Source organism: Kitasatospora sp. NPDC053308, assembly GCF_055585785.1.
Window position 1 is genome coordinate 796,515 of record NZ_JBVJJY010000001.1, and the last position, 24,566, is coordinate 821,080.

The window sequence follows — 24,566 nt, forward strand, 5'->3', positions numbered from 1 at the left end:
CCTTCCCGAAGGCCCTCCGGTGCGGCGAGCGGGCGCCCCGCCCGGGCCGACGGGGTCGGGAGCGCTTCGGGGGCGAGCGGACGAGTGGGCACAATGGGCCGGGTGAGCCCACTGCTGCGACGCAAGAGCCCGAAGCCCGCGGACCGTACCGTGACCCTGGTCGGCAAGCCCGGCTGCCACCTGTGCGACGAGGCCCGGGAGGTGATCGTCCGGGTGGCGGGCGAGCTGGGGGCGTCCTTCGAGGAGAAGGACATCACCCAGGACGAGGAGCTGTACCGCCGGTACTGGGAGCAGATCCCGGTCACCCTGATCGACGGCCGTCAGCACGACTTCTGGCGGGTCGACGAGCGCCGGCTGCGCACGGCCCTCGGGGGCTGATCCGCCGCTTCGGACGGGCCGCGCCGTCCCCCGCCGATCGGCGGGGGCGGTTCGCCGAATCGTTGCCAAAAGCACTCCGTTTCGGCTTGGGGCGGGGCGGGTTGGTCGGCTTACGATCGAACGCGTTTGCGCCCGAGGGGGGCTGAGCACGCGAGGAGTGCCGTCATGCTTCCCGGTCCGACCCCCGCGTCGCCCGACGCCCCCTCCGGGGCCCGGGGCTTCGCCGTGGTGGACGTGGAGGCGACCGGCCGCAGTCCGTGGCGGCACCGGGTGGTCGAGGTCGCGGTGGTGCTGCTCGACGAGCGGCTGCGTCCCGAGGGCGAGTTCGCCACCCTGCTGGATCCGCTGGGCCCGGTCGGCCCGACCCATGTGCACCGGATACGCCAGTGCGACGTGGAGGGCGCGCCGCGCTTCCGCGAGATCGCCCCGCGGCTGCTGGAGCTGCTGGCGGGCCGGGTGCTGGTGGGCCACCACGTGAGCTGCGACCACGCCTTCCTGGACCGCGAGTTCGCCCGGATCGGGGTGCCGCTGCCGGCCGTCCCGCTGCTGTGCACGATGCACCTGGCCCGGACCCACCTGCCGCAGGCCCGCAGTCACGGCCTGGCGGCCTGCGTGGAGGCGGCGGGGCTCGGCCGGTACCCGGCGCACACGGCGCTGGGCGACGCCCGGGTGACGGCGGACCTGCTGCGGCACTGCCTGGACGCCCCGTCCTGCCCGCCGGACGATTGGGCCGGCCCCCTGCGGGAAGCCGCCCGAGTGCCCTGGCCGCGGCTGGGCCGGGCCCGTTCCCGCCCGTCCGGCGGTCCGGTCCCGCTGCTGCGCCGGGAGGCGCCGTACGGCCCCTGGCTGCCCGGTTCCCAGGACCCGGAGGTCGTGCTGACGCAGGCCGGTGCTATGGGTTCGACGGCGTGATGCGCATCACTGTGCGGGGACAAATCGGACACCATCTTTGTGCACACGTTCACAAACGCATAGCCTGGCTGCCAAAGCCCAGCTTCACCCACAGGAGCACCGTGGCAATCGGCCGATCACCACAGAGCAGTTCGCAGACGCCCGACCAGGGCGCCGCGCGCCGACCCTCGCGTGCCCGGGGCATCCCGGAGGCGACCGTCGCCCGCCTCCCCCTCTACCTGCGGGCCCTCACCGCGCTCTCCGAGCGCTCGGTGCCGACCGTCTCCTCCGAGGAGCTGGCCGCCGCGGCCGGCGTGAACTCGGCCAAGCTCCGCAAGGACTTCTCCTACCTCGGTTCCTACGGCACCCGCGGCGTCGGCTACGACGTCGAGTACCTCGTCTACCAGATCTCCCGCGAGCTCGGTCTGACCCAGGACTGGCCGGTCGTGATCGTCGGCATCGGGAACCTCGGCCACGCCCTCGCCAACTACGGCGGCTTCGCCTCCCGCGGCTTCCGGGTGGCCGCCCTGCTCGACGCCGACCCGAACGTGGTCGGCACCAGCGCGGCCGGCCTCCCGGTGCGCCACATGGACGAGCTGGAGTCGATCGTCGAGAGCCAGCACGTCTCGATCGGTGTGATCACCACCCCGCCCGGCGCCGCCCAGCAGGTCTGCGACCGGCTGGTCGAGGCCGGCGTCACCAGCATCCTGAACTTCGCCCCGACCGTGCTGACCGTCCCGGACGGCGTGGACGTGCGCAAGGTGGACCTCTCCATCGAGCTGCAGATCCTGGCCTTCCACGAGCAGCGCAAGGCCGGCGAGGAGCCCGACGACCGGGCCGAGTCGGTGCTGGACCGCGCCCCCGGTCCGGTCCGCGCGGCCGCGGCCAAGCTGCGCCGAGCCGCCGGCGGCAACGGCAAGGTCCGCGGCACCGCCGAGTCGGCGGCCAAGGACCCGGCCGAGCAGGCCAAGGGAAAGGCCGCCAAGAGCGGCGACGGGGATCTCTCCGCGGTGATGCCCGCATGAACACCGAGAGCTGTAGGGGGCGGGCATGAGCCTTCTCGTCGTAGGGCTGAGCCATCGCACGGCCCCGGTCGGGGTGCTGGAGCGCGCCGCGCTGACCGGTGAGGTGCCGACCCGGCTGCTGCACGACGCGGCCGCCACCGCGACCGTCGCCGAGGCCGCGCTGCTGAACACCTGCAACCGGATCGAGCTGTACGCGGACGTGGACAAGTTCCACGCCGGCGTCGCCGAGCTGTCGCTGCTGCTGGCCCACCACAGCGGGGTGGACCTGGAGGAGCTGACCTCCCACCTGTACGTCCACTACGAGGACCGCGCCGTCCACCACCTCTTCTCGGTGGCCTGCGGACTGGACTCGATGGTGGTCGGCGAGGGCCAGATCCTCGGCCAGCTGCGCGACGCCCTGGCCAAGGCCCAGGAGGAGCACACCGCCGGGCGCGGCCTGAACGAGCTGTTCCAGCAGGCGCTGCGGGTCGGCAAGCGGGCGCACAGCGAGACCGGCATCGACAAGGCCGGCCAGTCGCTGGTGACCTTCGGCCTGGAGCAGGTCGCGGCGGGCGCGGGCGAGATCGTCGGCAAGCGCGCGCTGGTGGTCGGCGCCGGCTCGATGAGCTCGCTGGCCGCCGCCACCCTGGTCCGCTCCGGCGTGACCGACCTGCTGATCGCCAACCGGACCGCGGCCCGCGCCGAGCGGCTGGTCGAGATCCTCGGCCCGGACGCGGCCCGCACCCTGGACCTCGCCAAGGTGCCGGAGGCGCTGGCCGACGTGGACCTGGTGATCTCCTGCACCGGCGCGGCCGGTGTGGTGATCAAGGCCGAGGACGTGGCGGCCGCGGTCGCCCTGCGCCCGGCCGACCGGGGCCCGCTCGCCCTGCTCGACCTGGCCATGCCGCGCGACGTCGACCACGCCGTGCACGAGCTGGACGGCGCCCTGCTGGTCGACCTGGAGAGCCTCTCCCACGCGCACGCCGCCACCCCCGGCGCCGGCGACGTCGACCAGGTCACCCGGATCGTCGCCGACGAGGTGACCGCCTTCGGCGCCGCCCAGCGGGCCGCCCGGATCGCGCCGACCGTCGTCGCGTTGCGCTCGATGGCCTCCGACGTGGTCGCCGCCGAGCTGGGGCGGCTGGAGGCCCGGCTGCCCGACCTGGACGAGCGCTCCCGCGCCGAGATCGGCCAGACCGTCCGCCGGGTGGTCGACAAGCTGCTGCACGCCCCGACCGTCCGGGTGAAGCAGCTGGCCGCCGAGCCCGGCGGTGCCTCCTACGCGGAGGCCCTGCGCGAGCTGTTCGACCTCGACCCGGCGGCCGTGCACGCCGTGTCCGGCACACCCGTCGGCGGCGCGCCCCAGCCCTCCGCCGGGGGCACCAGATGAACCGTCAGCCATCCCACGAGTACCACCGGGACGATCACCCCATGAATGGTCAACCGATCACGGAGCAGCCCCCGGCCGCCGCGCCCCTGCGGCTCGGCACCCGGCGCAGCGCCCTCGCCATGGCCCAGTCGGGCATGGTGGCCCGCGAGGTGACGAGGGTCACCGGGCGCGCCGTCGAGCTGGTCGAGATCACCACCTACGGCGACACCTCCCGCGAGGCGCTGGCGCAGATCGGCGGCACCGGCGTGTTCGTCTCCGCGCTGCGGGACGCACTGCTGGAGGGCCGGATCGACCTCGCCGTGCACTCGCTCAAGGACCTGCCCACCGCCGCCCCCGCGGGCCTGGCGCTGGCCGCCGTCCCCGAGCGCGAGGACGTCCGGGACGCCCTGGTCGCGGCCGAGGGCCTGAACCTGGACGAGCTGGTGGAGAAGCTGGCCGGCGCCGGTCGCCCGGCCCGGATCGGCACCGGCTCGCCCCGCCGGATGGCGCAGCTGAACGCCTGGGCCACCGCCCGCGGCGCCCAGCTGGAGACCGTCGCGATCCGCGGCAACGTGGACACCCGGATCGGCTACGTGACCGGCGGCGAGCTGGACGCGGTGGTGCTGGCGACGGCCGGCCTGAACCGGCTCGGCCGCAGCGCCGAGATCTCCCAGCACCTCGACCCCGAGCTGATGATCCCGGCCCCCGGCCAGGGCGCGCTCGCGATCGAGTGCACCACCGCGAACAGCGAACTGACCGCGGCGCTCGCGGCCCTGGACCACGCCCCCACCCGGGTCGCCGTGGCCGCCGAGCGCGCCCTGCTGGCCGCCCTGGAGGCCGGCTGCTCGGCGCCGGTGGCCGCCCTGGCCACCTGGGGCCGGGAGTACGAACTGCGGCTGGACGGCGTGGTCGGCGACCCCGACGGCTCCGCCCTGCTGAAGATGTCCGCCAACGGTCCGATCGTCCTCGACGAGACCGCCGAGCAGCAGGCGGCGGCCCTCGGCCGCGCGCTGGCTGACCGGCTGCTCGGCGCGGGCGCGGCCACCCTGATGGGGGAGCGAGCCCGATGAGCGAGCGAAGCGAGCGAATCATGAAGTGCGCGTTTCGCGAAGAGACCGCCGTGCGCAGCGAGGTGGAGGCATGAGCCCCGCCGCCGCCTCCGATGCCCTGTTCCCCGCCGGGCAGCCCGCCACCGGACGGTGCACCTTCCTGGGCGCGGGCCCCGGTGACCCGGGCCTGCTGACCCTGCGCGCGGTCGAGGTGCTGTCCACCGCCGACGTCCTGGTCGCCGACCCGCTGACCGCCGCCGCCGTGCGCAGCCACTGCCCGGCCGCCGTGCAGGTGCACACCCCGGCCGCCGAGGGCGCCGAGTTCGACCTGGCCACGGTGGTCGCCGAGGCCGTCCGCGCGGGCAAGCACGTGGTCCGCACCGTCGACGGCGACCCGGGCCTGGACGGCTGCGCCGCCGAGGAGATGCTCATGTGCGCGGGCGACGGGATCCCCTTCGAGGTGATCCCGGGCGTCGCCCAGTCGGTCGGCGTTCCGGCGTACGCGGGCGTCCCGCTGCGGGCGGGCGCCGGCACCGACGTGCGCTTCGTGGACGGTGTCCAGCTGCTGGCCGGCGGTCCGGTCGACCTGGGCGCGCCGGAGACCACCCTGGTGATCCGCACCACCCTGGGGCAGCTGCCGGCCACCGCGGGCGCGCTGGTCTCCAACGGCCGCAAGCCGGACTCCGCGCTCAGCGCGACGCTCTCCGGCACCACCACCCGCCAGCGGACCTTCACCTCCACCCTGGCGGGCATCGCGGCCGACCTGAAGGCCGCCCGGGTGCTGCCCTCGCCGGTCTCCGCCCCGGTCGACCCGGCCACCTCGGTGATAGCCGTGGTGGGCGAGCAGGTCGCCCACCGGGCCTCGCACTCGTGGTTCGAGACGAAGCCGCTGTTCGGCTGGAACGTCCTCGTGCCGCGCACCAAGGAGCAGGCCACCGGCCTGTCCGAGCAGCTGCGCTCGTACGGCGCGGTGCCGCAGGAGGTGCCGACCATCGCGGTCGAGCCGCCGCGCACCCCGCAGCAGATGGAGCGGGCCATCAAGGGCCTGGTCACCGGCCGGTACGAGTGGATCGCCTTCACCTCGGTGAACGCGGTGCGCGCCGTCCGGGAGAAGTTCGAGGAGTACGGCCTGGACGCCCGGGCGTTCGCCGGGATCAAGGTCGCCGCGGTCGGCGAGACCACCGCGCAGGCCCTGGTGGACTTCGGCGTGAAGCCGGACCTGGTGCCCTCCGGGGAGCAGTCCGCCGCCGGTCTGTTGGAGGACTGGCCGCCGTACGACCCGGTCTTCGACCCGATCGACCGGGTGCTGCTGCCGCGCGCCGACATCGCCACCGAGACCCTGGTGGCCGGCCTGGTCGAGCTGGGCTGGGAGGTCGACGACGTGACGGCGTACCGGACGGTGCGCGCCTCGCCGCCGCCGGCCGAGACCCGCGAGGCGATCAAGGGCGGCGGCTTCGACGCGGTGCTGTTCACCTCGTCCTCGACCGTCCGGAACCTGGTCGGCATCGCGGGCAAGCCGCACAACGTCACGGTCATCGCCTGCATCGGCCCGGCCACCGCCAAGACCGCCGAGGAGCACGGCCTGCGGGTCGACGTGATGGCCCCGGCGCCGTCGGCGGCCGCGCTGGCCCAGGCGCTGGCAGACTTCGGGGCCAAGCGCCGCGACACCGCGACGGCCGCCGGTGAGCCGGTCTACCGGCCCAGCGAGCGTCGTCCGGGGTCGCGCCGCAAGGCCCGCTGACACCCTCACGGCCGGGGGCGGCCGACCGTCGCCCCCGGTGCTGCACAACCGTTCGGAGAGAGAAGCCGTGTCCGCTGAATTCCCGTACGTACGCCCGCGCCGACTGCGGCAGAGCCCGGCGATGCGCCGCCTGGTGGCCGAGAACCGGCTGCACCCGGCGGAGCTGATCCTGCCGCTGTTCGTCCGCGAGGGCGTCAGCGCGCCCGTCCCGATCACGTCGATGCCGGGCGTGGTCCAGCACACCCGGGACACCCTGCGCAAGGCCGTGGTGGAGGCCGCCGAGGCGGGTCTGGGCGGCGTCATGCTGTTCGGCGTCCCCGAGGTGCAGGACGCGACCGGCAGCGAGGGCACCAACCCGGACGGCATCCTGCAGCAGGCGATCCGGGACGTGGTCTCCGAGGTCGGCGACTCGCTGGTGGTCATGTCGGACCTCTGCCTGGACGAGTACACCGACCACGGCCACTGCGGCGTGCTGGCCGCCGACGGCAGCGTGGACAACGACGCCACCCTGGAGCGCTACGCCGAGATGGCCCGGGTGCAGGCCGACGCCGGCGTCCACCTGGTCGGCCCCTCCGGCATGATGGACGGCCAGATCGGTGTCATCCGGCGCGCGCTGGACGAGGCCGGGCACCAGGACGTGGGCATCCTCGCCTACACCGCCAAGTACGCCTCGGCCTTCTTCGGACCGTTCCGCGAGGCCGTCGGCTCCTCGCTCAAGGGCGACCGCAAGGCCTACCAGCAGGACCCGGCGAACGCCCGCGAGGCGCTGCGCGAGCTGGAGCAGGACCTCGCCGAGGGCGCCGACATGGTGATGGTCAAGCCGGCCATGGCCTACCTGGACATCGTGCGCCAGGTCGCCGACGCCTCGCCGGTGCCGGTCTCCGCGTACCAGGTGTCCGGCGAGTACGCGATGGTCGAGGCGGCCGCCGCGAACGGCTGGATCGACCGGGAGCGGATGATCCTGGAGACGCTCACCTCGATCCGCCGGGCCGGCGCCGAGCAGATCCTGACCTACTGGGCCCTGGAGGCCGCGGCGCTGGTGAAGTAGCGGACGCCGGAACGCGGAAGGCCGGGCCGCCCCCCGTGGGGGCGGCCCGGCCTTCCGTTTCCGCTACATCCAGCCCTTGATGTGGGCGAAGCCACCGCCGCCGCCGACGATGTCGGTGGAGGTGGCGGCGACGGCGCCGAAGCCGCCCGCGGCGGTGTCCGTGGTGTGGGCGATGCCGAAGCCCTCGGCCGCCAGGAACGGGTCGTGGGCGGTGGCGACGAAGTCGCCGCCGCCGACCAGGCCGACGTGGGCGAAGGCCGGGGTGGCGGCACCCGCGAGCGCCAGCGCGGCGGTGACGGTCAGCGCGGCCTTGGCCAGCGTGCTCTTCATGGATCTGCCCTCTCTCTGGGAGCGCCCCCGCGGGCGCTCTGACACGTGTTCACATCCGGTCGTCCGGGCCCGGCGCCCCACGCGCCGGGCCCGGACGACCGGTCACCCGGCCGGTCCCACCCGTGCGGGCGGGCGGCCGGACAGCTGGTCCGTCAAGCCCGGAGGGCCCGGGGAGACCTTCCTCCCCGGGCCCTCCGTCCGTGCCATGCCCCTTGATCAGCCGATCAGGTGCGAGACGCCCGCGTCGCCCGAGGACTGGGTGTTCTGGCCGACGTTGCAGATCTGCTTCGGGGTGCTGTTCAGGACCGGAACCTCGACCGGAACCGCGACACCGATGACGGCGACGGCGATGTTGTGGACCTCCGGCAGGCAGATGTTCGCGTTGTCCAGGGTGTGGAAGTTCGGGCTGCCGTTGCCGTGGGTGCCGGTGGCGTTGGTGCCGCCGTTGCCCTGGACGGAGGTGGCGGCGCCGTCCGAGTCGACGATGGCGGAGGCCGAGCCGGCGGACATCGCGATGGCGGCGGCGGCCAGACCGGCGGCGGCGAGGGACTTCTTGATCATTTCCGGTATTCCTCTCGGGGGTGAATCGGGGAGCGATTCGAAGGTGGATCAGAGGGGGTGGTGCAGGGGAGCTGAACGGAACGTCAGCCGATCAGGTGGGACACGCCCGCGTCGCCGTGGCTCTGGGTGCCCTGGCCCTGGGTGCAGTACTGCTTGCCACCGCTGTTGGCGATCGGGACCTCGACCGGGACGGCCACCCCGAGCACGCCGACGGCGATGTTGTGGATCTCCGGGAGGCAGACGTTCGCGTTGTCCAGGAAGTGGAAGTTCGGGCTGTTGTTCCCGACCGTCCCGGTGAAGTTGGTGCCGCCGTTGCCCTCGATGGAGGCGGCGGCGCCGTCCGCGTCACCGATGGCCGAGGCGGGCGCGGCGGCGGCGGCCAGCGCGGCGACGGCCAGGCCGGCAGCGGCGAAGGACTTCTGGATCATGGGGAGATCCCTCTCTGAAATGCTCTTGGATTCCTTGCGTGCAACGCGTAGAACGCTCAGACCCGGTCTGCAGTCACTGACGTCCAGATCAAAGAATGACGGCACGGAAGGTTACGGGGATTTTTGAAAAGAGTCCGGGAGGCGCGGCGAAGGATGGTTTCCGGTCGGATTATTAGGCCGAACCGGTTAACCGCCGCAATCCGCGCTCCCGCTCACTCGTTGAGGCAGATTGCTTTCCGGCTGCGCCCGCGCAGCCCTTCCTCAGTGATCCCCAGTACGGACAGCAGAACGGTGAAAAGCATGAAGTTCTCCAAGCGGGCCGGCGCGATGCTGCTGGCGGTCGGTGCGGGCATGCTCGCCTCCCAGGGATCGGCCTCGGCCGCCCCGGTCGGCCCCGACCAGGTCGGAGCCCTGGAGGACGCGCTGGCCACCCAGCAGGTCCCGGCGGACATCCCGCTCACCCCGCTGGGCAGCCACCTCTCGGCCGGCATCCCGACCTCGCTGGTCATGCCGCCGGTGCCCGGCCGCACCACCAGCACCAGCACCGAACTGATCCCGGAGCGGATCGTCCCCCAGCTGAGCACCGGCAAGGTCGGCCCGAGCGCCAAGGCCGAACTGCCGCTGCCGCTGGTCGACCAGGGCGCCGACCTCGGCCAGGTGCTGCTGGACGCCCCGGCCGCGCCGCTGCACGCCGACACCCCCGGCCTCACCCTCGGCAAGCCGCTCTCGCTCGCCAAGGACGGCGCCGGCCAGCTCGCCGACGGCCGGCTCAAGGTGGACGAGCTCGACCCGCGGCTGGTCACCGGCGCCGTGCAGGCCGTCCCCGGTGCCAATGCCAGCCTCGGCGGCGAGGACCACCGGCTCTCGGTCACCGACGAGGTGAACGACCTGACCACCACGACCGCGGCGACCGCCACCGAGGTGGTCGGGCAGACCGGCCTGGCCGACCCGGCGGCCACCACCGCCACCGCCACCGGCGTGGTCCAGCAGGCCGGGCTGACCGACCTGACCCGGCTCTGACCCCGCTCCGACCGGGGCGTTCCGACGCGCCGGAGCCCGGCACCCCGCTCGCACGAAGGGGTGCCGGGCTCCGGCGCGTGCGCGGGATCAGCCCGGCAGGGCGCCGGTCAGCCCGCCGACCAGCGGCAGGTCCTTGACGCCGCCGCCCGCGCTCAGCGGGCCGGTCAGCGTGTCGGTGCCGATCGGAGCCAGCCCCTGGTCCGGCTTCACGGTGGCGCCGTTGTTGAGCACGTCGGCGGAGGAGTTCGCCCAGGGGTCCAGGCGCAGGCTCTTGATCGGCGCGACGCCGTAGCCGAGGCCGGAGGTCGTCCCGTTCAGCGCCTGGCCGACGTCGGTCTTGGCCAGCGTGGCCGGGCCCGCGGGCGGCTGGCCGACCGGGGCGGTCGCGGCCTGCGCCGAACCGGCGCCGAGCAGCACCGCGGCGCCGACGGCGGCGGCCAGCCCGGCCCCGCTCTTCTTCGAAAGCATGCGGATCACCCTTCGGTGGATCGGGGGCCCCGGACGGCCGTCCGGGGATGCCGAACTGCCCCCCGGCCGACTGGTCGGGGGGCAGGACGGCCGGATCACGTGCCGATCGCGGATCAGCAGTCGTCCGCGGGCTGCGGGTGCGCGTCGATGTTCGCGCAGCTGTTGCCGAAGGCCGGGTTCAGCGCGCCGATCACGTCGATGCTGTTGCCGCACAGGTTGATCGGGATGTGGATCGGCACCTGGATCTGGTTGCCGGAGGCGACACCGGGGGAGCCGGCGGCGACGCCCTCCGCGCCCGAGCTGGCGGCGGCGGAGCCGGCCGCGCCGAGCACCAGGCCGGCGGCGGCAGCGGAGAGGATGGCGGCCTTCTTCACGTTCTGCATGGGGGTTGATCTCCTCGATCACACACGGGGGGGAGCGTGCCGCGCCCCGTCGACTCGGGGCGCGGCAGGGCTCGGTGAATCAGCTGTCGCCACTAGGACGACCGCCGGTTCAGCCGATGTTGGCGCACTTGTTGCCGAACGCCGGGTTCAGGATGGTGACGAGGCCGATGCTGTTGCCGCAGACGTTCAGCGGGATGTGGATCGGCACCTGGATCTGGTTGCCGGAGAGCACACCCGGGGAGCCGGCGGCGACGCCCTCGGCACCGGAGCTGGCGAACGCGCCGCCGGCGGCACCGAGCACCAGACCGGTGGCGGCCAGCGACAGCGCGGCGGCCTTCTTGAAGTTACGCATGTCTTTCCTCCGAGTTTCTGCCCGACGGAAGGGAATGTCGGGTGTCCGGGCGAGCACGAATACTCACCCGAAGGGTTCAGGGATTGCCGTGATTGTCACTCGGGCGGCGCACACCGGCGTGTTCCGCCCATGGCTCGGGCGTGGACGCAGCCGCCGTTCTGCAGCGCCTCCGGAAACGATTCCCGCACGGCCGGGAAAGGCTTCGGACAAAGGCGCGACCAGGTGGAATTCCCGGTCAGGCGTTCCGGCGGGGGTTGCCGGACGCCGCGTTCGGGAGGCCCGCCACGTCGATCGAGCCGCCGGTGGCCGCGGTGCCGACGACGCCGTGGGCGAGCTTGCACATGGGCGGTACTCGATTCGTGTGTAGGGGCCGGTGGACCGGGTTCCGTGAGGGAGAACGAGGGATCGCGCGCGGGGAAACGGCCCGGCCGAGGCCGATCACCCGAATGCCGACGGGAGGCCCCGTTGCTCCGGACGGGTGACACTGCGCGCACCGTCGCAACCCGTCCGGACGGGTCTCGTTCTTGATGTCGCACTCCCCGTGCATCTCTGTTGAACAGTCAGGAGGCTCGCATGAGCATCAAGAAGACCGCCGCCGTCGGCGCGGCCGTGGTGGGCATCGTGGCCGCCGGCGCCGGCACCGCGATGGCCAGCTCCGGCGCCGAGGGCGTCGCCGCCGGTTCCCCCGGTGTCATCTCGGGCAACCAGGTTCAGATCCCGGTGCACGTTCCGGTCAACCTGTGCGGCAACACCATCAACGTGATCGGTCTGCTGAACCCGGCGTTCGGCAACCACTGCGCCAACGTGGGCTGAGCCCGTACCCGGTTCGGCCGGTAGGAGCCGCCGCTCCGCGCTTCCCTCCTGGGGCGCGGGGCGGCGGCTCCTTTGCTTGCAGGGGAATCCTCCCGTTGCTGTCCGGGGAATCCTGCGGCCGCCGGCTCCCGGCGTTGTCACATGTCTTGTTGCGTTACTTGTCAGTACCTAGAATCTGAGTCCTGCTCACCTTTTCAGCTCCTCTCTCTTGCTCCGCGCCGCTCGGCGCCCCCGCCCGGGCGGCCCCCACCCCCTGCAAGGAGTCGCGTGTGATCAGGTCACGGCTGTCGGCGGCACTCGCCACCGGCGCCCTCGTCGCCACCCTCGGCCTGGCCGGCGCCCCCGCCGCCCTCGCCGACTCCGCCCCGGCCCCCGCGCCCGCCGCGGTCAAACCGGCCGCGATCGTCGCCCTCGGCGACAGCGCCATCTCCGGGGAGGGCGCCGGCACCGACACCAACGACGGCTACTTCCCCGAGACCGACAGCCCCACCAACTACTGCCACCGGCACCCCAAGTCGGAGATCTTCGTCACCGACATCCCCGGGGTGACCCCGATCGACCTCGCCTGTTCCGGCGCCCAGACCGGCGACCTGGTCAGCGACCCCGAGCTGGCGAAGATCACCGGCCCGGGCAGCGGCGACTTCGGCGAGCCCAAACAGGACGTCAAGCTCGCCGACACGGCGTCCAAGTACGACGTGAAGCTGGTCGTGGTGACGATCGGCGCCAACGACGACTTCGACTTCAGCGGCGTCATGATGCACTGCCTCGCGCAGTACTTCCCGGTCCCCAAGGACCAGGGCTGCCGCGACACCATCGGCAGCGACGAGATCCGCCGGCGCGCCCAGCGCGTCCAGCCGAAGGTGGTCGCGGCGCTGCAGAACATCCGGCAGACCATGCGCAGGGCGGGCTACGCCGACTCCGCCTACCAGCTGGTCTACCAGTCGTACTTCAACCCGATCACCCCGGACATCCGCCGCAACGACTACCTCGGCAAGATCGCCGACGGCTGCCCGGCCTTCCCCGAGGACCTCGCCTGGGGCCACAACTGGGTGGTCCCGACGTTCAGCGACGCGCTGCGCGGCGCGGCCGAACAGGTGCCCGGCGTCCGCTACCTGGACCAGCGGCGGGTCGCCTTCGGACACGAGGTCTGCGCGGAGTGGACCAGCTCCCCGTACGAGTACAGCAACGGGGACGTCATCAACCTCTCCGAATGGGCGCGCAACGGCTGCGACTCGCAGATCGGCATCCCCGGGCTGTGCATGAACATGGTCCGCCAGTCGTACCACCTGCGGGTGGCCGGGTACCGCGGCGAGGGCGTCTGCCTCGGCCAGTTCTACTCCCGGCCCGAGCTGACCCAGGCCTTCTGCACGCTCAACCAGCAGAACACCACGTCGATCCAGCCGCTCACCCCCGGGAAGCCGTTCGGCGACGTCCCGGAGGACGGCGCCTGGTACCAGCTGACCAACGCGGCCACCGGCAACGTGCTCGACCTCACCGGCGGCGGCAGCTACGGCGACTCCACCAACGGCCGGGCCGCCATCAGCTACCCGGCGGGCGGCGGGCTCAACCAGTCCTTCGTGCTGGAGGCCAAGGCGGGCGGCAGCTTCGAGCTCGACTTCAGCGGCAACCGCGACATGTGCCTGGACGCCAACGCCGCCGCGACCGCCCCCGGCACCCGGATCCAGCAGTGGCGCTGCAACGGCGGCGGCAACCAGCACTGGGTGTTCAAGCCGGCCGGCGACGGCCGCTACAAGATCGCCGACTCCCAGGACCCGAGCAAGGTCCTGGCCGCCGGCAGCACCCTCGACGCCAAGGGCAACCCGCTCGTCGAACTCGCCGCCGACACCGGAGCCGCCGGCCAGCTCTGGCAGCTGACCAAGCTCGGCATCGTCTACGTCCAGGGCTGATCCGGCCGCACCACCGGCCGTCCCGCCCGCCGCACCACCGGCCGCACCACCGGCCGCATCACCAGCCGCTCAGTCCGTCGCCGCCCCCGACCGGGCGGCGACGGTCGCGTTCAGCGGGTACGCCGTCTCGACCGGCAGCAGCGCCGGATCCCGCTCCTGCCGCACCCGCCCGGCCAGCGCGGTGACGTCCCGGATCCGGCGGATCCACTCGTCCGCGTACCGCCGCACCGCCTCGCCGCGCAGCCCGACCTGGATCGCCCGGTGGTCCAGCGGCCGCAGCGCCAGGTCGCGGTCCGGGTCCCACTGGACCCGCACCTGGCTCTGCCGCAGCTCCCGCTTCCACGCCGCCCGGGACTCGTGCACCCGGCCCGTGTAGGCGCTCAGCACGGCCCGCTCCAGCGCCCAGTCGAAGCCCTCGCGGCTGATCTCCAGCGCCAGCACCCGCTCCTGGCCGGGGCTGCGGCCCCAGTCGCTGCGGTGCATCGTCCAGAGGAACGACGGCTTGATCCAGGTCATCCGGTCGCGCTCGAACGCGTCCGGGAACCGCCCCTCGGCCGCCGCCGGCCCGGCGATCTCCCACGGGAACGCCGGGGCGTGTCTGACAATTCCCGCCGGGCGCCCGACGCCGGGGCACGCACCTCGCCGCGTTGTCGTCGGTCGCCGATGCTCCGCATGGACTCCCTCCTCCGCCTTGCGATGCACGCACCCCGACGCCGCGCGCTGGTCCGACGCGAATTGTCAGACACGCCCTGGTGGACCGTGACGGTGTCGGCGGTGTGGGCGGCCCGGATACGGCGGGGGGCGGGGGCGTGCGGCATGCCGGGAATCGTCGGGGACGCGGTGGGCCGGGCGCCAGGGGTTTTCCCGGCGGGCGGGGGACGGCGGGTGCGGCGGGCAGCGTGCCGTAGGCTCACGGGAACATCGTTGCGCCGGAGCCGCGCGGACCACGAGCGGGGCGGGGAGTACCCAGAGCAGATGAGCACGGCATCGAGCACCGAGTCGTCCAGCACCGAGCCCGGGGCGCCCGCCGGGGCGACGGCCGCGTCCGCACCGGCCGGGGAGCGGACCGACCGGGCGCCCGGTCGGTTCGGGGCGCTGGTGGACCGCTTCGCCCCCGCGCTGGGCGCGTACGCGGTGGTCAAGGCCACCGGCCTGACCGTCTTCCAGCTGCTGCTGTCGCACACCGGCGACTACCTGAAGAAGCAGCCGGGCCGCGGCGGCGGCGCCAACCCCTGGGACGTGCTCGGCACCTGGGACGGCGTCTGGTACCAGCGGATCGCGGAGAACGGGTACAACCCGCAGCTGATCCCGCTGCACGGCTTCCCGCTGGCCACCTACTACGAGAACTCGGCGGCCTTCTTCCCGCTCTACCCCTGGCTGATGCGGCTGGTCGGCGCGGTGACCGGGCTCGGTCCGTACGGCTCCGGGATCGTCGTCTCGGTGCTCGCCTCGCTGTTCGCGGCGGCCGGGATCTTCGCGATCGCCGAGCGGCTCGGCGGCTTCCGGGCGGGTGTGACCGCCGCGGTGATCTGGGGCCTGTTCCCGGGCTCCGGGGTGGAGTGGGCGGTCTACTCGGACTCGCTGTTCGTCGCGCTGTCCGCCTGGGCCTGCTACTGCGTGATGACCCGCCGTTGGCTGACCGCCGGTCTGCTGGCGCTGGTGGCGGGCCTCAACCGGCCGACCGCCGCCGCGCTGATCGCCGCGGTGTCGATCGCCGCGCTGGTCGCGCTGGTCCGCCGCACCGACGGGGTGGCCCGCCCGCTGACCGCGATGCTGATCACCCCGTGGGGCCTGGTCGGCTACGTCGCCTGGGTCGGCTGGAAGATGGGCGACTGGGGCGGCTACTTCAAGCTCCAGCGCGGCGCCTGGAACCGCTACTTCGACGGCGGCGCCTCCACGCTCCGCACGATCATGGACGTGATCACCGGCCACTGGGACTTCTGGCAGTCCAACCCCGTCCCGGACCTGATCGCGATCGCCCTGCTGATCGCCCTGCCCGGCCTGCTGGTGCTGCTCTGGCGGGCCCGCCCGCCGCTGGTGCTGTGGGTCTACACCGCGCTCACCATCGCCACCGCGCTGAGCAGCAACCAGATCTTCGGCAACATCTCGCGCTACCTGCTGCCGGCCTTCCCGCTCTGCATCGGCCTGGCGTTCGCGCTGCGCCGGGTGCGGACGTCCTCGCTGGTCGGGATGTTCGCGATGCCCGCCGTCGCGGCGGGCTGGTACGCCGGCTATGCGCTGTTCGAGTTGGGCATCCCGTAGACCCCGCGTTGGTTGTCAACGGGATCATCCGGCAGCAGACGGGCCGTTGCTAACCTCGGACGTATGACGACGACCCCGCCCGTGCGCGAGATCCGGGACATCTCCGGCCTGCTGGACCACGCGAGCCACGTGCTGGCGACCCGGATGGCGGCCGCCTTCACCGAGCTCGGCATCACCCCCCGGGCGTACTGCGTGCTCTTCCACGCGCAGGAGGCCGAGCGCACCCAGATCCAGCTGGCCGAGCTGGCGGACCTGGACAAGACCACGATGGTGGTCACCGTCGACGAGCTGGAGAAGGCGGGCCTGGCCGAGCGCCGCCCGTCCGCGACCGACCGCCGGGCGCGGATCATCTCGGTCACCGAGGCGGGCGAGCGCGCCGTCGTGCAGGGCACCGCGATCGCCGACCGGGTGCACCGCGAGCTGCTGGAGTCGTTGCCGCAGCCCCAGCGCGAGGTGTTCGTCGAGGCCCTGACGCACCTCGTGGACGGCCACCTCGCGGAGCCCGTGGAGAGCGAACGCACCGTGCGCCGGGCCCGCCGGGCGCGGGGGTAGTCCCCGCCCCAGATCTACTCCCGAGATAGATAGTCCCGAACAAAACAATCTGATAGCGTCCTTCCCGGTACTCGACGAACCGGGAGAACCGCCATGACCACGCACGCCCCGGCCGCGACCGACGCGGCCCCCGTGACCCCCACCCGCTCCCGCGCGCTCGCCCTGGCGGTGCTCTGCGCGGGCATGCTGATGATCATCCTGGACGGCTCGATCGTCACCGTCGCCCTGCCGGCCATCCAGGAGGACCTCGGCTTCTCGCCGTCCGGGCTGACCTGGACCGTCAACGCCTACCTGATCGCCTTCGGCGGTCTGCTCCTGCTGGCCGGCCGACTCGGCGACCTGATCGGCCGCAAGCGGGTGTTCGTCGCCGGGCTCGCGCTCTTCACCGCCGCCTCGCTGCTCTGCGCCCTCGCCACCAGCCCCGGGCTGCTGATCGGCACCCGCTTCCTGCAGGGCGTCGGTGGCGCGCTCGCCTCCTCGGTCAGCCTCGGCATGATCGTCACGCTCTTCCCCGAGCCGGGCGAACGCGGCCGCGCGATCGGCGCGTTCAGCTTCGTCGGCGCGGCCGGTGCCTCGATCGGCCAGGTGCTCGGCGGAGTCCTCACCCAGGCCCTCGACTGGCACTGGATCTTCCTGATCAACCTGCCGCTCGGCCTCGCCGCCGCCCTGCTCGCCGTCCGGGTGCTGGAGCCCGAGCGCGGGCCCGGCCTGCGGGCCGGCGCCGACGTCCTCGGCGCCGTACTGATCACCGCCGCGCTGATGCTCGGCGTCCACACCGTCGTCGGGACCGGCGAGCACGGCTGGACCTCGGCCCGCACCCTCGGCCCGGGCGCCCTCGCCGTCGCCCTGCTGGCCGCCTTCCTGTGGCACGAGGGCCGGGCCGCCCATCCGCTGCTGCCGCTGCGGATGTTCCGCTCCCGCGAGGTCTCCGGCGCCAACCTCGTCCAGGTGCTGACCATCGCCGGGATGTTCGGCTTCCAGATCCTGGTCGCCCTCTACCTGCAGAACGTCCTCGGGTACGGGGCCGCCGCCACCGGCCTGGCGATGCTGCCGGCCGCCGTCGCCATCGGTGCGGTCTCCCTGCTGTTCTCCGCCCGGCTGAGCGCGCGCTTCGGCGAGCGCCGCGTCCTGCTCGCCGGACTCGCCCTGCTGCTCGCCGCTCTCGGCCTGCTCGCCAGGCTGCCCGCCGACGCGCACTACGCCGTCGACCTGCTGCCGACCATGCTGCTGGCCGGCGGTGGCGGCCTGGTGCTCTCCACCCTCGCCGTCCTCGGCATGTCGGGCGCCGGCCCGGCGGACGCCGGCACCGCCTCCGGCCTCTTCAACACCAACCAGCAGATCGGCGGCGCGTTCGGGGTCGCCGTCCTCACCACCCTCGCCGACGGCCGCACCGGGGCCCTCGCGGCGGCCGGGCACCCCGGCGCCGAGGCGCTCACGGCGGGCTTCCGGCTCGCCTTCACTGTGGCCGCGGGCCTGCTGGCGGCGGCCCTGGTGCTCGCGACGCTCGTGCTCCGGTCGCCCGCCCGGACGTGACGACCCGTCAATCGCCGGGGGAGAAAGCCTTGTTCGGGGTGAACCCTAGGGCCAGACCAGGCAGTACAGCTGGTGCCCGGCGTCGTGCAGGCGGTTGGCGAAGTCCTGCCACTCGTGCAGCATGCTGTAGATCACGAAGGCGTCCCGCGGTCCGCGCCGGTCCGGGACGGTCGACCAGATGAAGGCGGCGGCGCCGAGTTCGGTCTCGTCGGCCTTGCGGAGCGGTTCGACGACGTTGTGGGGGAGCTGGACGACGGCGTAGTCCGGGTGCAGCACCACGAGTTCCAGCGGGGGCACCTGGTGCAGCGGGACGCCCTGGATGCCGGTGAGGACCATGGCGCTCATGGTCTCCGGTTTGATCTTGGTGGAGAGGTGGCCGGTGGGGGATCCGCTGGTCTCCATCAGGTCGCCGAGCCGCCCCAGCGAGCCGAGTTCGCCGGCGTCCAGGCCCAGCCCGCCCGGTCCGAGGGCGGTGGGGACCCTGGCGGCGGTGGCGCGGTCGGGGGCGCCGAAGTACTTGTACGTCACCCCCACGCGTCCCTCACCCCGCCTCTCGCCGCCGCGGCGACCACGTCCCGTACCCGCTCCCGTACCCCCGCGTGCGGCCTCGGCGGGCCTGCGGGAGCCCCCCGCGGCCTCGTCGTAGCCGTCCTGCGCCTCGGACACTCGGACCATCCTCACCGGAATTCGCCGGAATCGACAGACCCCCGCACGCCCGGCGTCCCTCCGGACGTGCTCCTTACCCGTCATGCGCCGCCGTGCCCACGCGCGGGCCATACCCACTCGCGGCCGACAGCAGTCCTCTCCACACCCCTGCACACAACGGGAGCGCTCGCGCACCCTGTGCACACAGTCTGACTGGTCCGTCCTCCGGGGCAGTCAGCGACCCCGTCCGTACGGACTGTACGGACAACCGTACAGACAACGGTGCCCGGATCATCGTTCCAGATGATCGGGTCCGACATGCAGAGCGCCAGGACACGATTTGAGACCATGTCTTTTGTGAGCTACCCCTACGAAGCCCCCCAGTCCCAGTCGCTGTTCGACCGCGCCTCCGTGGTGACGCCCGGCGGCGTCAACTCCCCGGTGCGCGCCTTCCGCGCCGTCGGCGGCACGCCGCGCTTCATGGTGTCCGGCACCGGCCCCTACCTGACCGACGCCGACGGCCGCGAGTACGTCGACCTGGTGTGCTCGTGGGGTCCGATGATCCTCGGCCACGCGCACCCGGCGGTGATCGACGCCGTCCAGCGGGCCGTCGCCAACGGCACCTCCTTCGGCACGCCCGGCCAGGGCGAGGTCGAGCTGGCCGAGGAGATCGTCGCCCGGGTCGCCCCGGTCGAGCAGGTCCGGCTGGTCTCCTCCGGCACCGAGGCCACCATGTCCGCGATCCGGCTGGCCCGCGGCTTCACCGGCCGGGCGAAGGTGGTGAAGTTCGCCGGCTGCTACCACGGCCACGTGGACGCCCTGCTGACCGCCGCCGGCTCCGGCGTGGCCACCTTCGGCCTGCCGGACACCCCGGGCGTCACCGGCGCCCAGGCCGGCGACACCATCGTGCTGCCGTACAACGACCTGGCCGCCGTCGAGCAGGCCTTCGCGGCCCACCCGGGCGAGATCGCCTGCGTGATCACCGAGGCCTCGCCCGGCAACATGGGCGTCGTCCCGCCGCTGCCCGGCTTCAACGCCGGCCTGGCCCGGCTCTGCCGGGACAACGGCGCGCTGTTCGTCTCCGACGAGGTGATGACCGGCTTCCGCGTCTCCAAGGCCGGCTGGTACGGCCTGGAGGCCGCGAACGAGGGCTGGGCGCCGGACCTGCTGACCTTCGGCAAGGTCATGGGCGGCGGCTTCCCGGCCGCGGCCTTCGGCGGCCGGGCCGACGTGATGGCCCACCTGGCCCCGGCCGGGCCGGTCTACCAGGCGGGCACCCTGTCCGGGAACCCGATCGCCACCGCGGCCGGCCTGGCCCAGCTGCGCGGCTGCACCGACGAGGTGTACGCGACCGTGGACAAGGTCGCCACCGAGGTCTCCGGCCTGGTCTCCGCGGCGCTCGCCAAGGAGGGCGTCGCGCACCGGATGCAGACCGCCGGGAACATGTTCTCGGTGTTCTTCACCGAGGCCGCCGTGACCGACTACGACGAGGCGAAGACCCAGGAGGCGTACCGATTCACCGCCTTCTTCCACGCGATGCTGGCCGAGGGCGTCTACCTGCCGCCGTCCGCCTTCGAGTCCTGGTTCGTCTCGGCGGCCCACGACGAGCGGGCGATCGAGCGGATCGCCGCCGCCCTGCCGGCCGCCGCGCGCGCCGCCGCGGCCGCCACGGCCTAGTCCGCGGCCCCGCGCCCGCGGCCCAGCAGTCCACCCCGAGCCCCAGGAGCAGTCGAGAAGTGAGCGCCAAAGAGATCACCGTCGTCCACGTGATGCGGCACGGTGAGGTGCACAACCCGGAGGGCGTCCTGTACGGGCGCCTGCCGGACTACCACCTGTCCGAGCTGGGCCGGCGGATGGCCGACCGGGTGGCCGAGGACCTGGCCGACCGGGACATCACCCACGTGGTGGCCTCGCCGCTGGAGCGGGCCCAGGAGACCGCCGAGCCGATCGCCAAGGCGCACGGCCTGGACGTCGCGGTGGACGAGCGGCTGATCGAGGCGGAGAACGTCTTCGAGGGCAAGACCTTCGGCGTCGGCGACGGCTCGCTGCGCAACCCGGGCTACTGGAAGTACCTCACCAACCCGTTCAAGCCCTCCTGGGGCGAGCCGTACCTCGACCAGGTGGTGCGGATGATGGGCGCGCTCGGCGCGGCCCGGGACGCGGCGCGCGGGCACGAGGCGGTCTGCGTCAGCCACCAGCTGCCGATCTGGATCGTCCGCTCCTTCGTCGAGCGCCGCCGGCTCTGGCACGACCCGCGCAACCGGCAGTGCTCGCTGGCCTCGCTGACCAGCTTCACCTTCGAGGGCGACAAGATCGTCTCGGTCGGCTACCGCGAGCCGGCCCGTGACCTGCTGCCCGCGCACCTGGTGGGCAAGGGCCGCAAGGGCGACAAGCCGGTGGGCAAGAGCTTCGGCGCCTAGGCGGCCCCGCCCCTCGGTCGGGCCGCTTCCGCAGGGGCGTGCGAGCGGCGTCACACGCCCGCGCGCACGGCCCGTAAGCGGTGCGTAAGTATGACTTCGGGTCACCCGGCGAGCGCCGGGTGACCCGATTTCGTCGCAGGTCAGCGGGGGTGCGACGCGCAAGGCAGGACCCCCCCGAACCTGCCCGGAACTCCATGCGAAACTTTTCACATGTCTGCCATGACGCGCCCCCGTCCCCGTGTCGCCGCAGCGGCTGCCGCCGTGGCCGCAGTCGCCGCGCTCGCCCTCACCGGCTGCTCCTCCGCGGGCTCCACCGGCGGCGGCGAGGGCCAGGTCGGTTTCGTCACGGTCAAGGGCACCAACCTGTCGAAGGCGGACGCCGGGCAGCGCGGGGACGCGCCGGACATCTCCGGGGAGACCCTGGAGGGCAATCAGGTCAAGCTCTCCGACTACCGGGGCAAGGTCGTGGTGCTGAACGTCTGGGGCTCCTGGTGCGGTCCGTGCCGGGCCGAGGCGAAGAGCCTGCAGGCCGTCGCGGACAAGTACCGGGACCAGGGCGTCCAGTTCCTCGGTGTCAACACCCGGGACACCGAGAAGGGCAACGCCGTGCGCTTCGAGCAGGAGCAGGGCGTCACCTTCCCGAGCATCTTCGACCCGGCCGGCACCCAGCTGCTGAAGTTCCCCAAGGGCAGCCTCAACCCGCAGTCCATCCCGACCACGCTGATCGTCGACCGCGACGGCAAGCTGGCCGCCCGTGCCGTCGGCGGCACGACCCAGGACGCGCTGGAGTCGATCCTGCAGCCGGTGCTCGCGGAGCAGAAGCAGTGAGTGGGGCACTACAGCTCGCCGACACCACCTCGACCGTCCAGAGCGGCGCGCTGCTGGTCGCCGCGCCGGTCGCGCTGGTGGCGGGGCTGGCGTCGTTCTTCTCGCCCTGCGTGCTGCCGCTGGTCCCCGGCTACCTGTCGTACGTGACCGGTTTCTCCGCGGCCGACCTGGCGGACGCCCGGGGCTCGCGGCGCGGCCGGATGCTGCTCGGCGTGCTGCTGTTCATCCTCGGCTTCACCGCGGTGTTCGTCTCCACCGGAGCGCTGTTCGGCTACTTCGGCCAGGAGCTGCGGGACTACAAGCGGACCATCGACATCGTGCTGGGCTCGCTCACCGTGGTGATGGGCCTGGCCTTCATGGGCCTGGTGCCCGGGTTGAGCATGCGCGAGGTGCGCTCGCACCGCCGCCCCGCGGTCGGCCTGCTGGGCGCCCCGATGCTCGGCGTCGTCTTCGGCGTCGGCTGGACCCCCTGCATGGGCCCCACCCTGACCGCCGTGCAGAACCTGGCGCTCAACCAGGCCGACGCCCAGCGCGGCGCCCTGCTGACGACCTTCTACTGCCTGGGCCTGGGCGTACCGTTCATCCTGGCCGCGCTGGCCTTCCGCCGGGCGCTCGGCGCCTTCGGGTGGGTCAAGCGGCACTACCCGCTCGTGATGCGGATCGGCGGCGGCATGCTCGTCGTGGTCGGTCTGCTGCTCGTCACCGGGACCTGGGACTCCTGGATGAGCGAACTGCAGTCCTGGACCGCCGACTCGTCGATCGGAATCTGACCGTGAGCAACACCACGACCGAGACCGAGCAGCCGCCGGCGCCGGACGACGCCGCCGCCGAGCGGCTCAGCACCGCGCCGGTCGAGTCCGACGGCCCCACCGGCATAGGGGCGTTCGGCTGGGCGCGCTGGATGTGGCGCCAGCTGACCTCGATGCGGGTCGCGCTGATCCTGCTCTTCCTGCTCTCGCTGGCCGCCATCCCGGGCTCGCTGATCCCGCAGTACCAGAACGGCCAGGGGCAACTGAAGGTCGAGGCCTGGAAGGCGCAGCACACCACGGTCGCGCCGGTCTACGAGAAGCTCCAGCTGTTCGACGTCTACAGCTCGGTCTGGTTCTCCGCGATCTACATCCTGCTGTTCGTCTCGCTGGCGGGCTGCATCGTCCCGCGCACCTGGCAGTTCGTCGGAGTGCTGCGGGCCAAGCCGCCGGCCGCGCCGCGCAACCTGACCCGGATGCCGGTGCACGCCGCCTGGCGCACCGAGGCGGACGCCGAGGCGGTGAACGCCGCCGCCCACCGGCTGCTGCGCAAGCGCGGCTTCCGCGCCGACCTGTCCGGCGGTGCGGTGGCCGCCGAGAAGGGCTACCTGCGCGAGGTCGGCAACCTGCTCTTCCACCTGTCGCTGTTCGCGCTGCTCGGCGGCTTCGCCTGGGCCAGCCTGGCCTCCGGCACCGGCGGCAAGCTGATGGTCGAGGGCGAGGGCTACTCGAACACCATCACCCAGCTCGACGACTTCAACGGCACCCGGTTCTACGGCAGCCAGGACCTCGACCCCTTCTACCTGAAGCTGGACGGCTTCACGTCCAAGTTTCAGGACCGGGGCGACCAGATCGGCGCCGCCCGGCAGTTCACCGCGAACGTCGAGTACTACCAGGGCAGCGACGCCTCGAAGCTGAAGAAGTCCACGATCGAGGTCAACCACCCGCTGGAGATCGGCGGCAGCAAGGTCTTCCTGATCGGCCACGGCTACGCCCCGGTCATCACCGTCCGCAACGGCAAGGGCGACGTCGTCTACCAGGGCGCCGTCCCCTTCCTCCCGCAGGACGGCAACCTGACCTCGACCGGCGTGGTGAAGGTCTCCGACTACGGCGTCGGGCCGGACGGCACCAAGACCCAGATGGGCTTCTCCGGGTTCTTCCTGCCGACCGCCCCGCTGAGCTTCGAGGGCACCGGCCCGGTCTCGCTGTTCCCCGGCGACGCCGCCCCCGAGCTGGTGCTGAACGCCTTCGCGGGCGACCTCGGCACCGACTCCGGCCTGCCGCAGAACGTCTACCAGCTCAACACCCGCAAGCTGACCCAGCTCACCCAGGACGGCCAGCCGGCCAAGGCCCGGCTCAAGCCCGGCCAGGGCTGGAACCTCCCCGACGGCTACGGCTCCGTCACCTTCGAGGGCTACAAGCAGTGGGCCAGCTTCAACGTCTCGCACCGGCCCGGCAACGCGATCGCCCTGACCGGCGCCGTGCTGGCGATCCTCGGCCTGATCGGCTCCCTGTTCATCCAGCGCCGCCGGATCTGGGTGCGGGCGGTCGCCCTGCCGGGCGGCGGCACCCAGGTGGAGCTGGCCGGGCTGGCCCGCAGCGAGTCGGCGAAGATCGCCGAGGAGCTGGCCGAACTCGCGGTGGACCTCCAGGACGACGCCCCGGCGACGGAGGACGAGGACGCGGACGAGGACGAGGCCGGGGACCCGGCCGCATCCGACGCCGCACCCGACGCAGCGTCCGACGCCGTGCCAGACGCCCCCGGCGCCGCGCCCGACGACCCCGAGGCCGAGGCCTCAGCCCCCGCAGTCCCTGCCGACCAGAACTCCAAGGAGTAG

General features: G+C 73.0%; 26 protein-coding genes. 18 read left to right on the top strand and 8 right to left on the bottom strand.

From position 1 onward, the window contains the following. The first annotated feature begins 93 nt into the window (after nt 1–93). From ACZ6Y7_RS03630 to hemB, 7 genes are all read left to right on the top strand, one after another. Entirely contained in the window at nt 94–378 is a 285-nt protein-coding gene (locus tag ACZ6Y7_RS03630) for a glutaredoxin family protein (RefSeq protein WP_465756198.1), read from the top strand. A gap of 165 nt (nt 379–543) precedes the next feature. Then, complete coding sequence (locus ACZ6Y7_RS03635) at nt 544–1,290, top strand: 3'-5' exonuclease (RefSeq protein WP_465756199.1); 747 nt, start codon at nt 544–546, stop codon at nt 1,288–1,290. Nucleotides 1,291–1,397: 107 nt separating this feature from the next. Continuing rightward, complete coding sequence (locus ACZ6Y7_RS03640; protein ID WP_465756471.1) at nt 1,398–2,294, top strand: redox-sensing transcriptional repressor Rex; 897 nt, start codon at nt 1,398–1,400, stop codon at nt 2,292–2,294. 25 nt (nt 2,295–2,319) lie between these two features. Next, the gene (locus ACZ6Y7_RS03645; RefSeq protein WP_465756200.1) at nt 2,320–3,663 is read left to right on the top strand and encodes a glutamyl-tRNA reductase; all 1,344 of its coding nucleotides are present in this window, start codon (nt 2,320–2,322) and stop codon (nt 3,661–3,663) included. Nucleotides 3,664–3,704: 41 nt separating this feature from the next. Next, nucleotides 3,705–4,712, top strand: a complete 1,008-nt coding sequence (gene hemC / locus ACZ6Y7_RS03650; protein WP_465756201.1) for a hydroxymethylbilane synthase — start codon at nt 3,705–3,707, stop codon at nt 4,710–4,712. Between the two features lie 70 nt (nt 4,713–4,782). After that, entirely contained in the window at nt 4,783–6,432 is a 1,650-nt protein-coding gene (locus ACZ6Y7_RS03655) for a bifunctional uroporphyrinogen-III C-methyltransferase/uroporphyrinogen-III synthase (RefSeq protein WP_465756202.1), read from the top strand. A 67-nt stretch (nt 6,433–6,499) separates the two neighbouring features. After that, the gene (hemB, locus tag ACZ6Y7_RS03660) at nt 6,500–7,480 is read left to right on the top strand and encodes a porphobilinogen synthase (protein WP_465756203.1); all 981 of its coding nucleotides are present in this window, start codon (nt 6,500–6,502) and stop codon (nt 7,478–7,480) included. Nucleotides 7,481–7,543: 63 nt separating this feature from the next. Here the strand turns inward: hemB and ACZ6Y7_RS03665 are convergent, their stop codons facing one another. The 3 genes from ACZ6Y7_RS03665 to ACZ6Y7_RS03675 all read right to left on the bottom strand — a co-directional run bounded on the left by ACZ6Y7_RS03665 (nt 7,544) and on the right by ACZ6Y7_RS03675 (nt 8,799). After that, complete coding sequence (locus tag ACZ6Y7_RS03665; RefSeq protein WP_465756204.1) at nt 7,544–7,810, bottom strand: hypothetical protein; 267 nt, start codon at nt 7,808–7,810, stop codon at nt 7,544–7,546. A 216-nt stretch (nt 7,811–8,026) separates the two neighbouring features. Then, nucleotides 8,027–8,371, bottom strand: a complete 345-nt coding sequence (locus ACZ6Y7_RS03670) for a rodlet layer protein (RefSeq protein ID WP_465756205.1) — start codon at nt 8,369–8,371, stop codon at nt 8,027–8,029. An 83-nt stretch (nt 8,372–8,454) separates the two neighbouring features. Next, nucleotides 8,455–8,799 carry a hypothetical protein gene (locus tag ACZ6Y7_RS03675; protein ID WP_030232098.1) on the bottom strand — a complete coding sequence of 115 codons (345 nt, stop codon included), beginning with the start codon at nt 8,797–8,799 and terminating at the stop codon, nt 8,455–8,457. 300 nt (nt 8,800–9,099) lie between these two features. Between ACZ6Y7_RS03675 and ACZ6Y7_RS03680 the strand changes: the two genes are divergently transcribed. Beyond that, on the top strand, nt 9,100–9,819 hold the full coding sequence (locus tag ACZ6Y7_RS03680) for a hypothetical protein (protein ID WP_465756206.1): 720 nt from the start codon (nt 9,100–9,102) through the stop codon (nt 9,817–9,819). Nucleotides 9,820–9,906: 87 nt separating this feature from the next. Here the strand turns inward: ACZ6Y7_RS03680 and ACZ6Y7_RS03685 are convergent, their stop codons facing one another. From ACZ6Y7_RS03685 to ACZ6Y7_RS03695, 3 genes are all read right to left on the bottom strand, one after another. Continuing rightward, a complete protein-coding gene (locus ACZ6Y7_RS03685) occupies nt 9,907–10,287 on the bottom strand; it encodes a hypothetical protein (protein ID WP_465756207.1) in 381 nt (126 codons plus the stop codon). Between the two features lie 113 nt (nt 10,288–10,400). Further along, nucleotides 10,401–10,670 carry a chaplin gene (locus ACZ6Y7_RS03690; RefSeq protein ID WP_465756208.1) on the bottom strand — a complete coding sequence of 90 codons (270 nt, stop codon included), beginning with the start codon at nt 10,668–10,670 and terminating at the stop codon, nt 10,401–10,403. Between the two features lie 109 nt (nt 10,671–10,779). Beyond that, a complete protein-coding gene (locus tag ACZ6Y7_RS03695; RefSeq protein ID WP_465756209.1) occupies nt 10,780–11,022 on the bottom strand; it encodes a chaplin in 243 nt (80 codons plus the stop codon). Nucleotides 11,023–11,595: 573 nt separating this feature from the next. Here ACZ6Y7_RS03695 and ACZ6Y7_RS03700 point away from each other — a divergent pair. Continuing rightward, complete coding sequence (locus tag ACZ6Y7_RS03700; RefSeq protein WP_465756210.1) at nt 11,596–11,835, top strand: chaplin; 240 nt, start codon at nt 11,596–11,598, stop codon at nt 11,833–11,835. Between the two features lie 269 nt (nt 11,836–12,104). Next, nucleotides 12,105–13,742 (top strand): RICIN domain-containing protein, encoded by a 1,638-nt coding sequence (locus ACZ6Y7_RS03705; RefSeq protein ID WP_465756211.1) that lies wholly within the window; start codon nt 12,105–12,107, stop codon nt 13,740–13,742. Between the two features lie 69 nt (nt 13,743–13,811). Here ACZ6Y7_RS03705 and ACZ6Y7_RS03710 read toward each other — a convergent pair whose 3' ends face one another. After that, nucleotides 13,812–14,444 (bottom strand): DUF4291 domain-containing protein, encoded by a 633-nt coding sequence (locus ACZ6Y7_RS03710; RefSeq protein WP_465756212.1) that lies wholly within the window; start codon nt 14,442–14,444, stop codon nt 13,812–13,814. Between the two features lie 273 nt (nt 14,445–14,717). Between ACZ6Y7_RS03710 and ACZ6Y7_RS03715 the strand changes: the two genes are divergently transcribed. The 3 genes from ACZ6Y7_RS03715 to ACZ6Y7_RS03725 all read left to right on the top strand — a co-directional run bounded on the left by ACZ6Y7_RS03715 (nt 14,718) and on the right by ACZ6Y7_RS03725 (nt 18,089). Beyond that, a complete protein-coding gene (locus ACZ6Y7_RS03715) occupies nt 14,718–16,004 on the top strand; it encodes a hypothetical protein (protein WP_465756213.1) in 1,287 nt (428 codons plus the stop codon). Between the two features lie 63 nt (nt 16,005–16,067). Next, entirely contained in the window at nt 16,068–16,556 is a 489-nt protein-coding gene (locus tag ACZ6Y7_RS03720; protein WP_402226488.1) for a MarR family winged helix-turn-helix transcriptional regulator, read from the top strand. A gap of 93 nt (nt 16,557–16,649) precedes the next feature. Next, nucleotides 16,650–18,089 carry an MFS transporter gene (locus ACZ6Y7_RS03725; RefSeq protein WP_465756214.1) on the top strand — a complete coding sequence of 480 codons (1,440 nt, stop codon included), beginning with the start codon at nt 16,650–16,652 and terminating at the stop codon, nt 18,087–18,089. A 45-nt stretch (nt 18,090–18,134) separates the two neighbouring features. Here ACZ6Y7_RS03725 and ACZ6Y7_RS03730 read toward each other — a convergent pair whose 3' ends face one another. Then, on the bottom strand, nt 18,135–18,617 hold the full coding sequence (locus tag ACZ6Y7_RS03730) for a hypothetical protein (RefSeq protein WP_121174810.1): 483 nt from the start codon (nt 18,615–18,617) through the stop codon (nt 18,135–18,137). A gap of 465 nt (nt 18,618–19,082) precedes the next feature. Here ACZ6Y7_RS03730 and hemL point away from each other — a divergent pair, with 465 nt between their 5' ends. The 5 genes from hemL (at nt 19,083) to resB (ending at nt 24,566) form a co-directional block, all read left to right on the top strand. Next, complete coding sequence (gene hemL, locus ACZ6Y7_RS03735; protein WP_465756215.1) at nt 19,083–20,411, top strand: glutamate-1-semialdehyde 2,1-aminomutase; 1,329 nt, start codon at nt 19,083–19,085, stop codon at nt 20,409–20,411. A gap of 92 nt (nt 20,412–20,503) precedes the next feature. Next, nucleotides 20,504–21,154: a histidine phosphatase family protein gene (locus tag ACZ6Y7_RS03740; protein ID WP_465756472.1), complete on the top strand. Its 651-nt coding sequence runs from the start codon at nt 20,504–20,506 to the stop codon at nt 21,152–21,154. Between the two features lie 210 nt (nt 21,155–21,364). Beyond that, on the top strand, nt 21,365–21,982 hold the full coding sequence (locus ACZ6Y7_RS03745) for a TlpA family protein disulfide reductase (RefSeq protein WP_465756216.1): 618 nt from the start codon (nt 21,365–21,367) through the stop codon (nt 21,980–21,982). After that, entirely contained in the window at nt 21,979–22,752 is a 774-nt protein-coding gene (locus tag ACZ6Y7_RS03750) for a cytochrome c biogenesis CcdA family protein (RefSeq protein WP_465756217.1), read from the top strand. The genes ACZ6Y7_RS03745 and ACZ6Y7_RS03750 overlap by 4 nt, the downstream gene beginning before the upstream one ends. A gap of 2 nt (nt 22,753–22,754) precedes the next feature. After that, nucleotides 22,755–24,566: a cytochrome c biogenesis protein ResB gene (gene resB, locus ACZ6Y7_RS03755; protein WP_465756218.1), complete on the top strand. Its 1,812-nt coding sequence runs from the start codon at nt 22,755–22,757 to the stop codon at nt 24,564–24,566.

Coding starts and splice junctions, on each gene's coding strand:
- ACZ6Y7_RS03630 (WP_465756198.1), top strand. CDS start 94: ATGGGCCGGGTGAGCCCACTGCTGCGACGCAAGAGCCCGAAGCCCGCG.
- ACZ6Y7_RS03635 (WP_465756199.1), top strand. CDS start 544: ATGCTTCCCGGTCCGACCCCCGCGTCGCCCGACGCCCCCTCCGGGGCC.
- ACZ6Y7_RS03645 (WP_465756200.1), top strand. CDS start 2,320: ATGAGCCTTCTCGTCGTAGGGCTGAGCCATCGCACGGCCCCGGTCGGG.
- hemC (WP_465756201.1), top strand. CDS start 3,705: ATGAATGGTCAACCGATCACGGAGCAGCCCCCGGCCGCCGCGCCCCTG.
- ACZ6Y7_RS03655 (WP_465756202.1), top strand. CDS start 4,783: ATGAGCCCCGCCGCCGCCTCCGATGCCCTGTTCCCCGCCGGGCAGCCC.
- ACZ6Y7_RS03665 (WP_465756204.1), bottom strand. CDS start 7,810: ATGAAGAGCACGCTGGCCAAGGCCGCGCTGACCGTCACCGCCGCGCTG.
- ACZ6Y7_RS03670 (WP_465756205.1), bottom strand. CDS start 8,371: ATGATCAAGAAGTCCCTCGCCGCCGCCGGTCTGGCCGCCGCCGCCATC.
- ACZ6Y7_RS03675 (WP_030232098.1), bottom strand. CDS start 8,799: ATGATCCAGAAGTCCTTCGCCGCTGCCGGCCTGGCCGTCGCCGCGCTG.
- ACZ6Y7_RS03680 (WP_465756206.1), top strand. CDS start 9,100: ATGAAGTTCTCCAAGCGGGCCGGCGCGATGCTGCTGGCGGTCGGTGCG.
- ACZ6Y7_RS03685 (WP_465756207.1), bottom strand. CDS start 10,287: ATGCTTTCGAAGAAGAGCGGGGCCGGGCTGGCCGCCGCCGTCGGCGCC.
- ACZ6Y7_RS03690 (WP_465756208.1), bottom strand. CDS start 10,670: ATGCAGAACGTGAAGAAGGCCGCCATCCTCTCCGCTGCCGCCGCCGGC.
- ACZ6Y7_RS03695 (WP_465756209.1), bottom strand. CDS start 11,022: ATGCGTAACTTCAAGAAGGCCGCCGCGCTGTCGCTGGCCGCCACCGGT.
- ACZ6Y7_RS03700 (WP_465756210.1), top strand. CDS start 11,596: ATGAGCATCAAGAAGACCGCCGCCGTCGGCGCGGCCGTGGTGGGCATC.
- ACZ6Y7_RS03715 (WP_465756213.1), top strand. CDS start 14,718: ATGAGCACGGCATCGAGCACCGAGTCGTCCAGCACCGAGCCCGGGGCG.
- ACZ6Y7_RS03720 (WP_402226488.1), top strand. CDS start 16,068: ATGACGACGACCCCGCCCGTGCGCGAGATCCGGGACATCTCCGGCCTG.
- ACZ6Y7_RS03725 (WP_465756214.1), top strand. CDS start 16,650: ATGACCACGCACGCCCCGGCCGCGACCGACGCGGCCCCCGTGACCCCC.
- hemL (WP_465756215.1), top strand. CDS start 19,083: ATGTCTTTTGTGAGCTACCCCTACGAAGCCCCCCAGTCCCAGTCGCTG.
- ACZ6Y7_RS03740 (WP_465756472.1), top strand. CDS start 20,504: ATGCGGCACGGTGAGGTGCACAACCCGGAGGGCGTCCTGTACGGGCGC.
- ACZ6Y7_RS03745 (WP_465756216.1), top strand. CDS start 21,365: ATGTCTGCCATGACGCGCCCCCGTCCCCGTGTCGCCGCAGCGGCTGCC.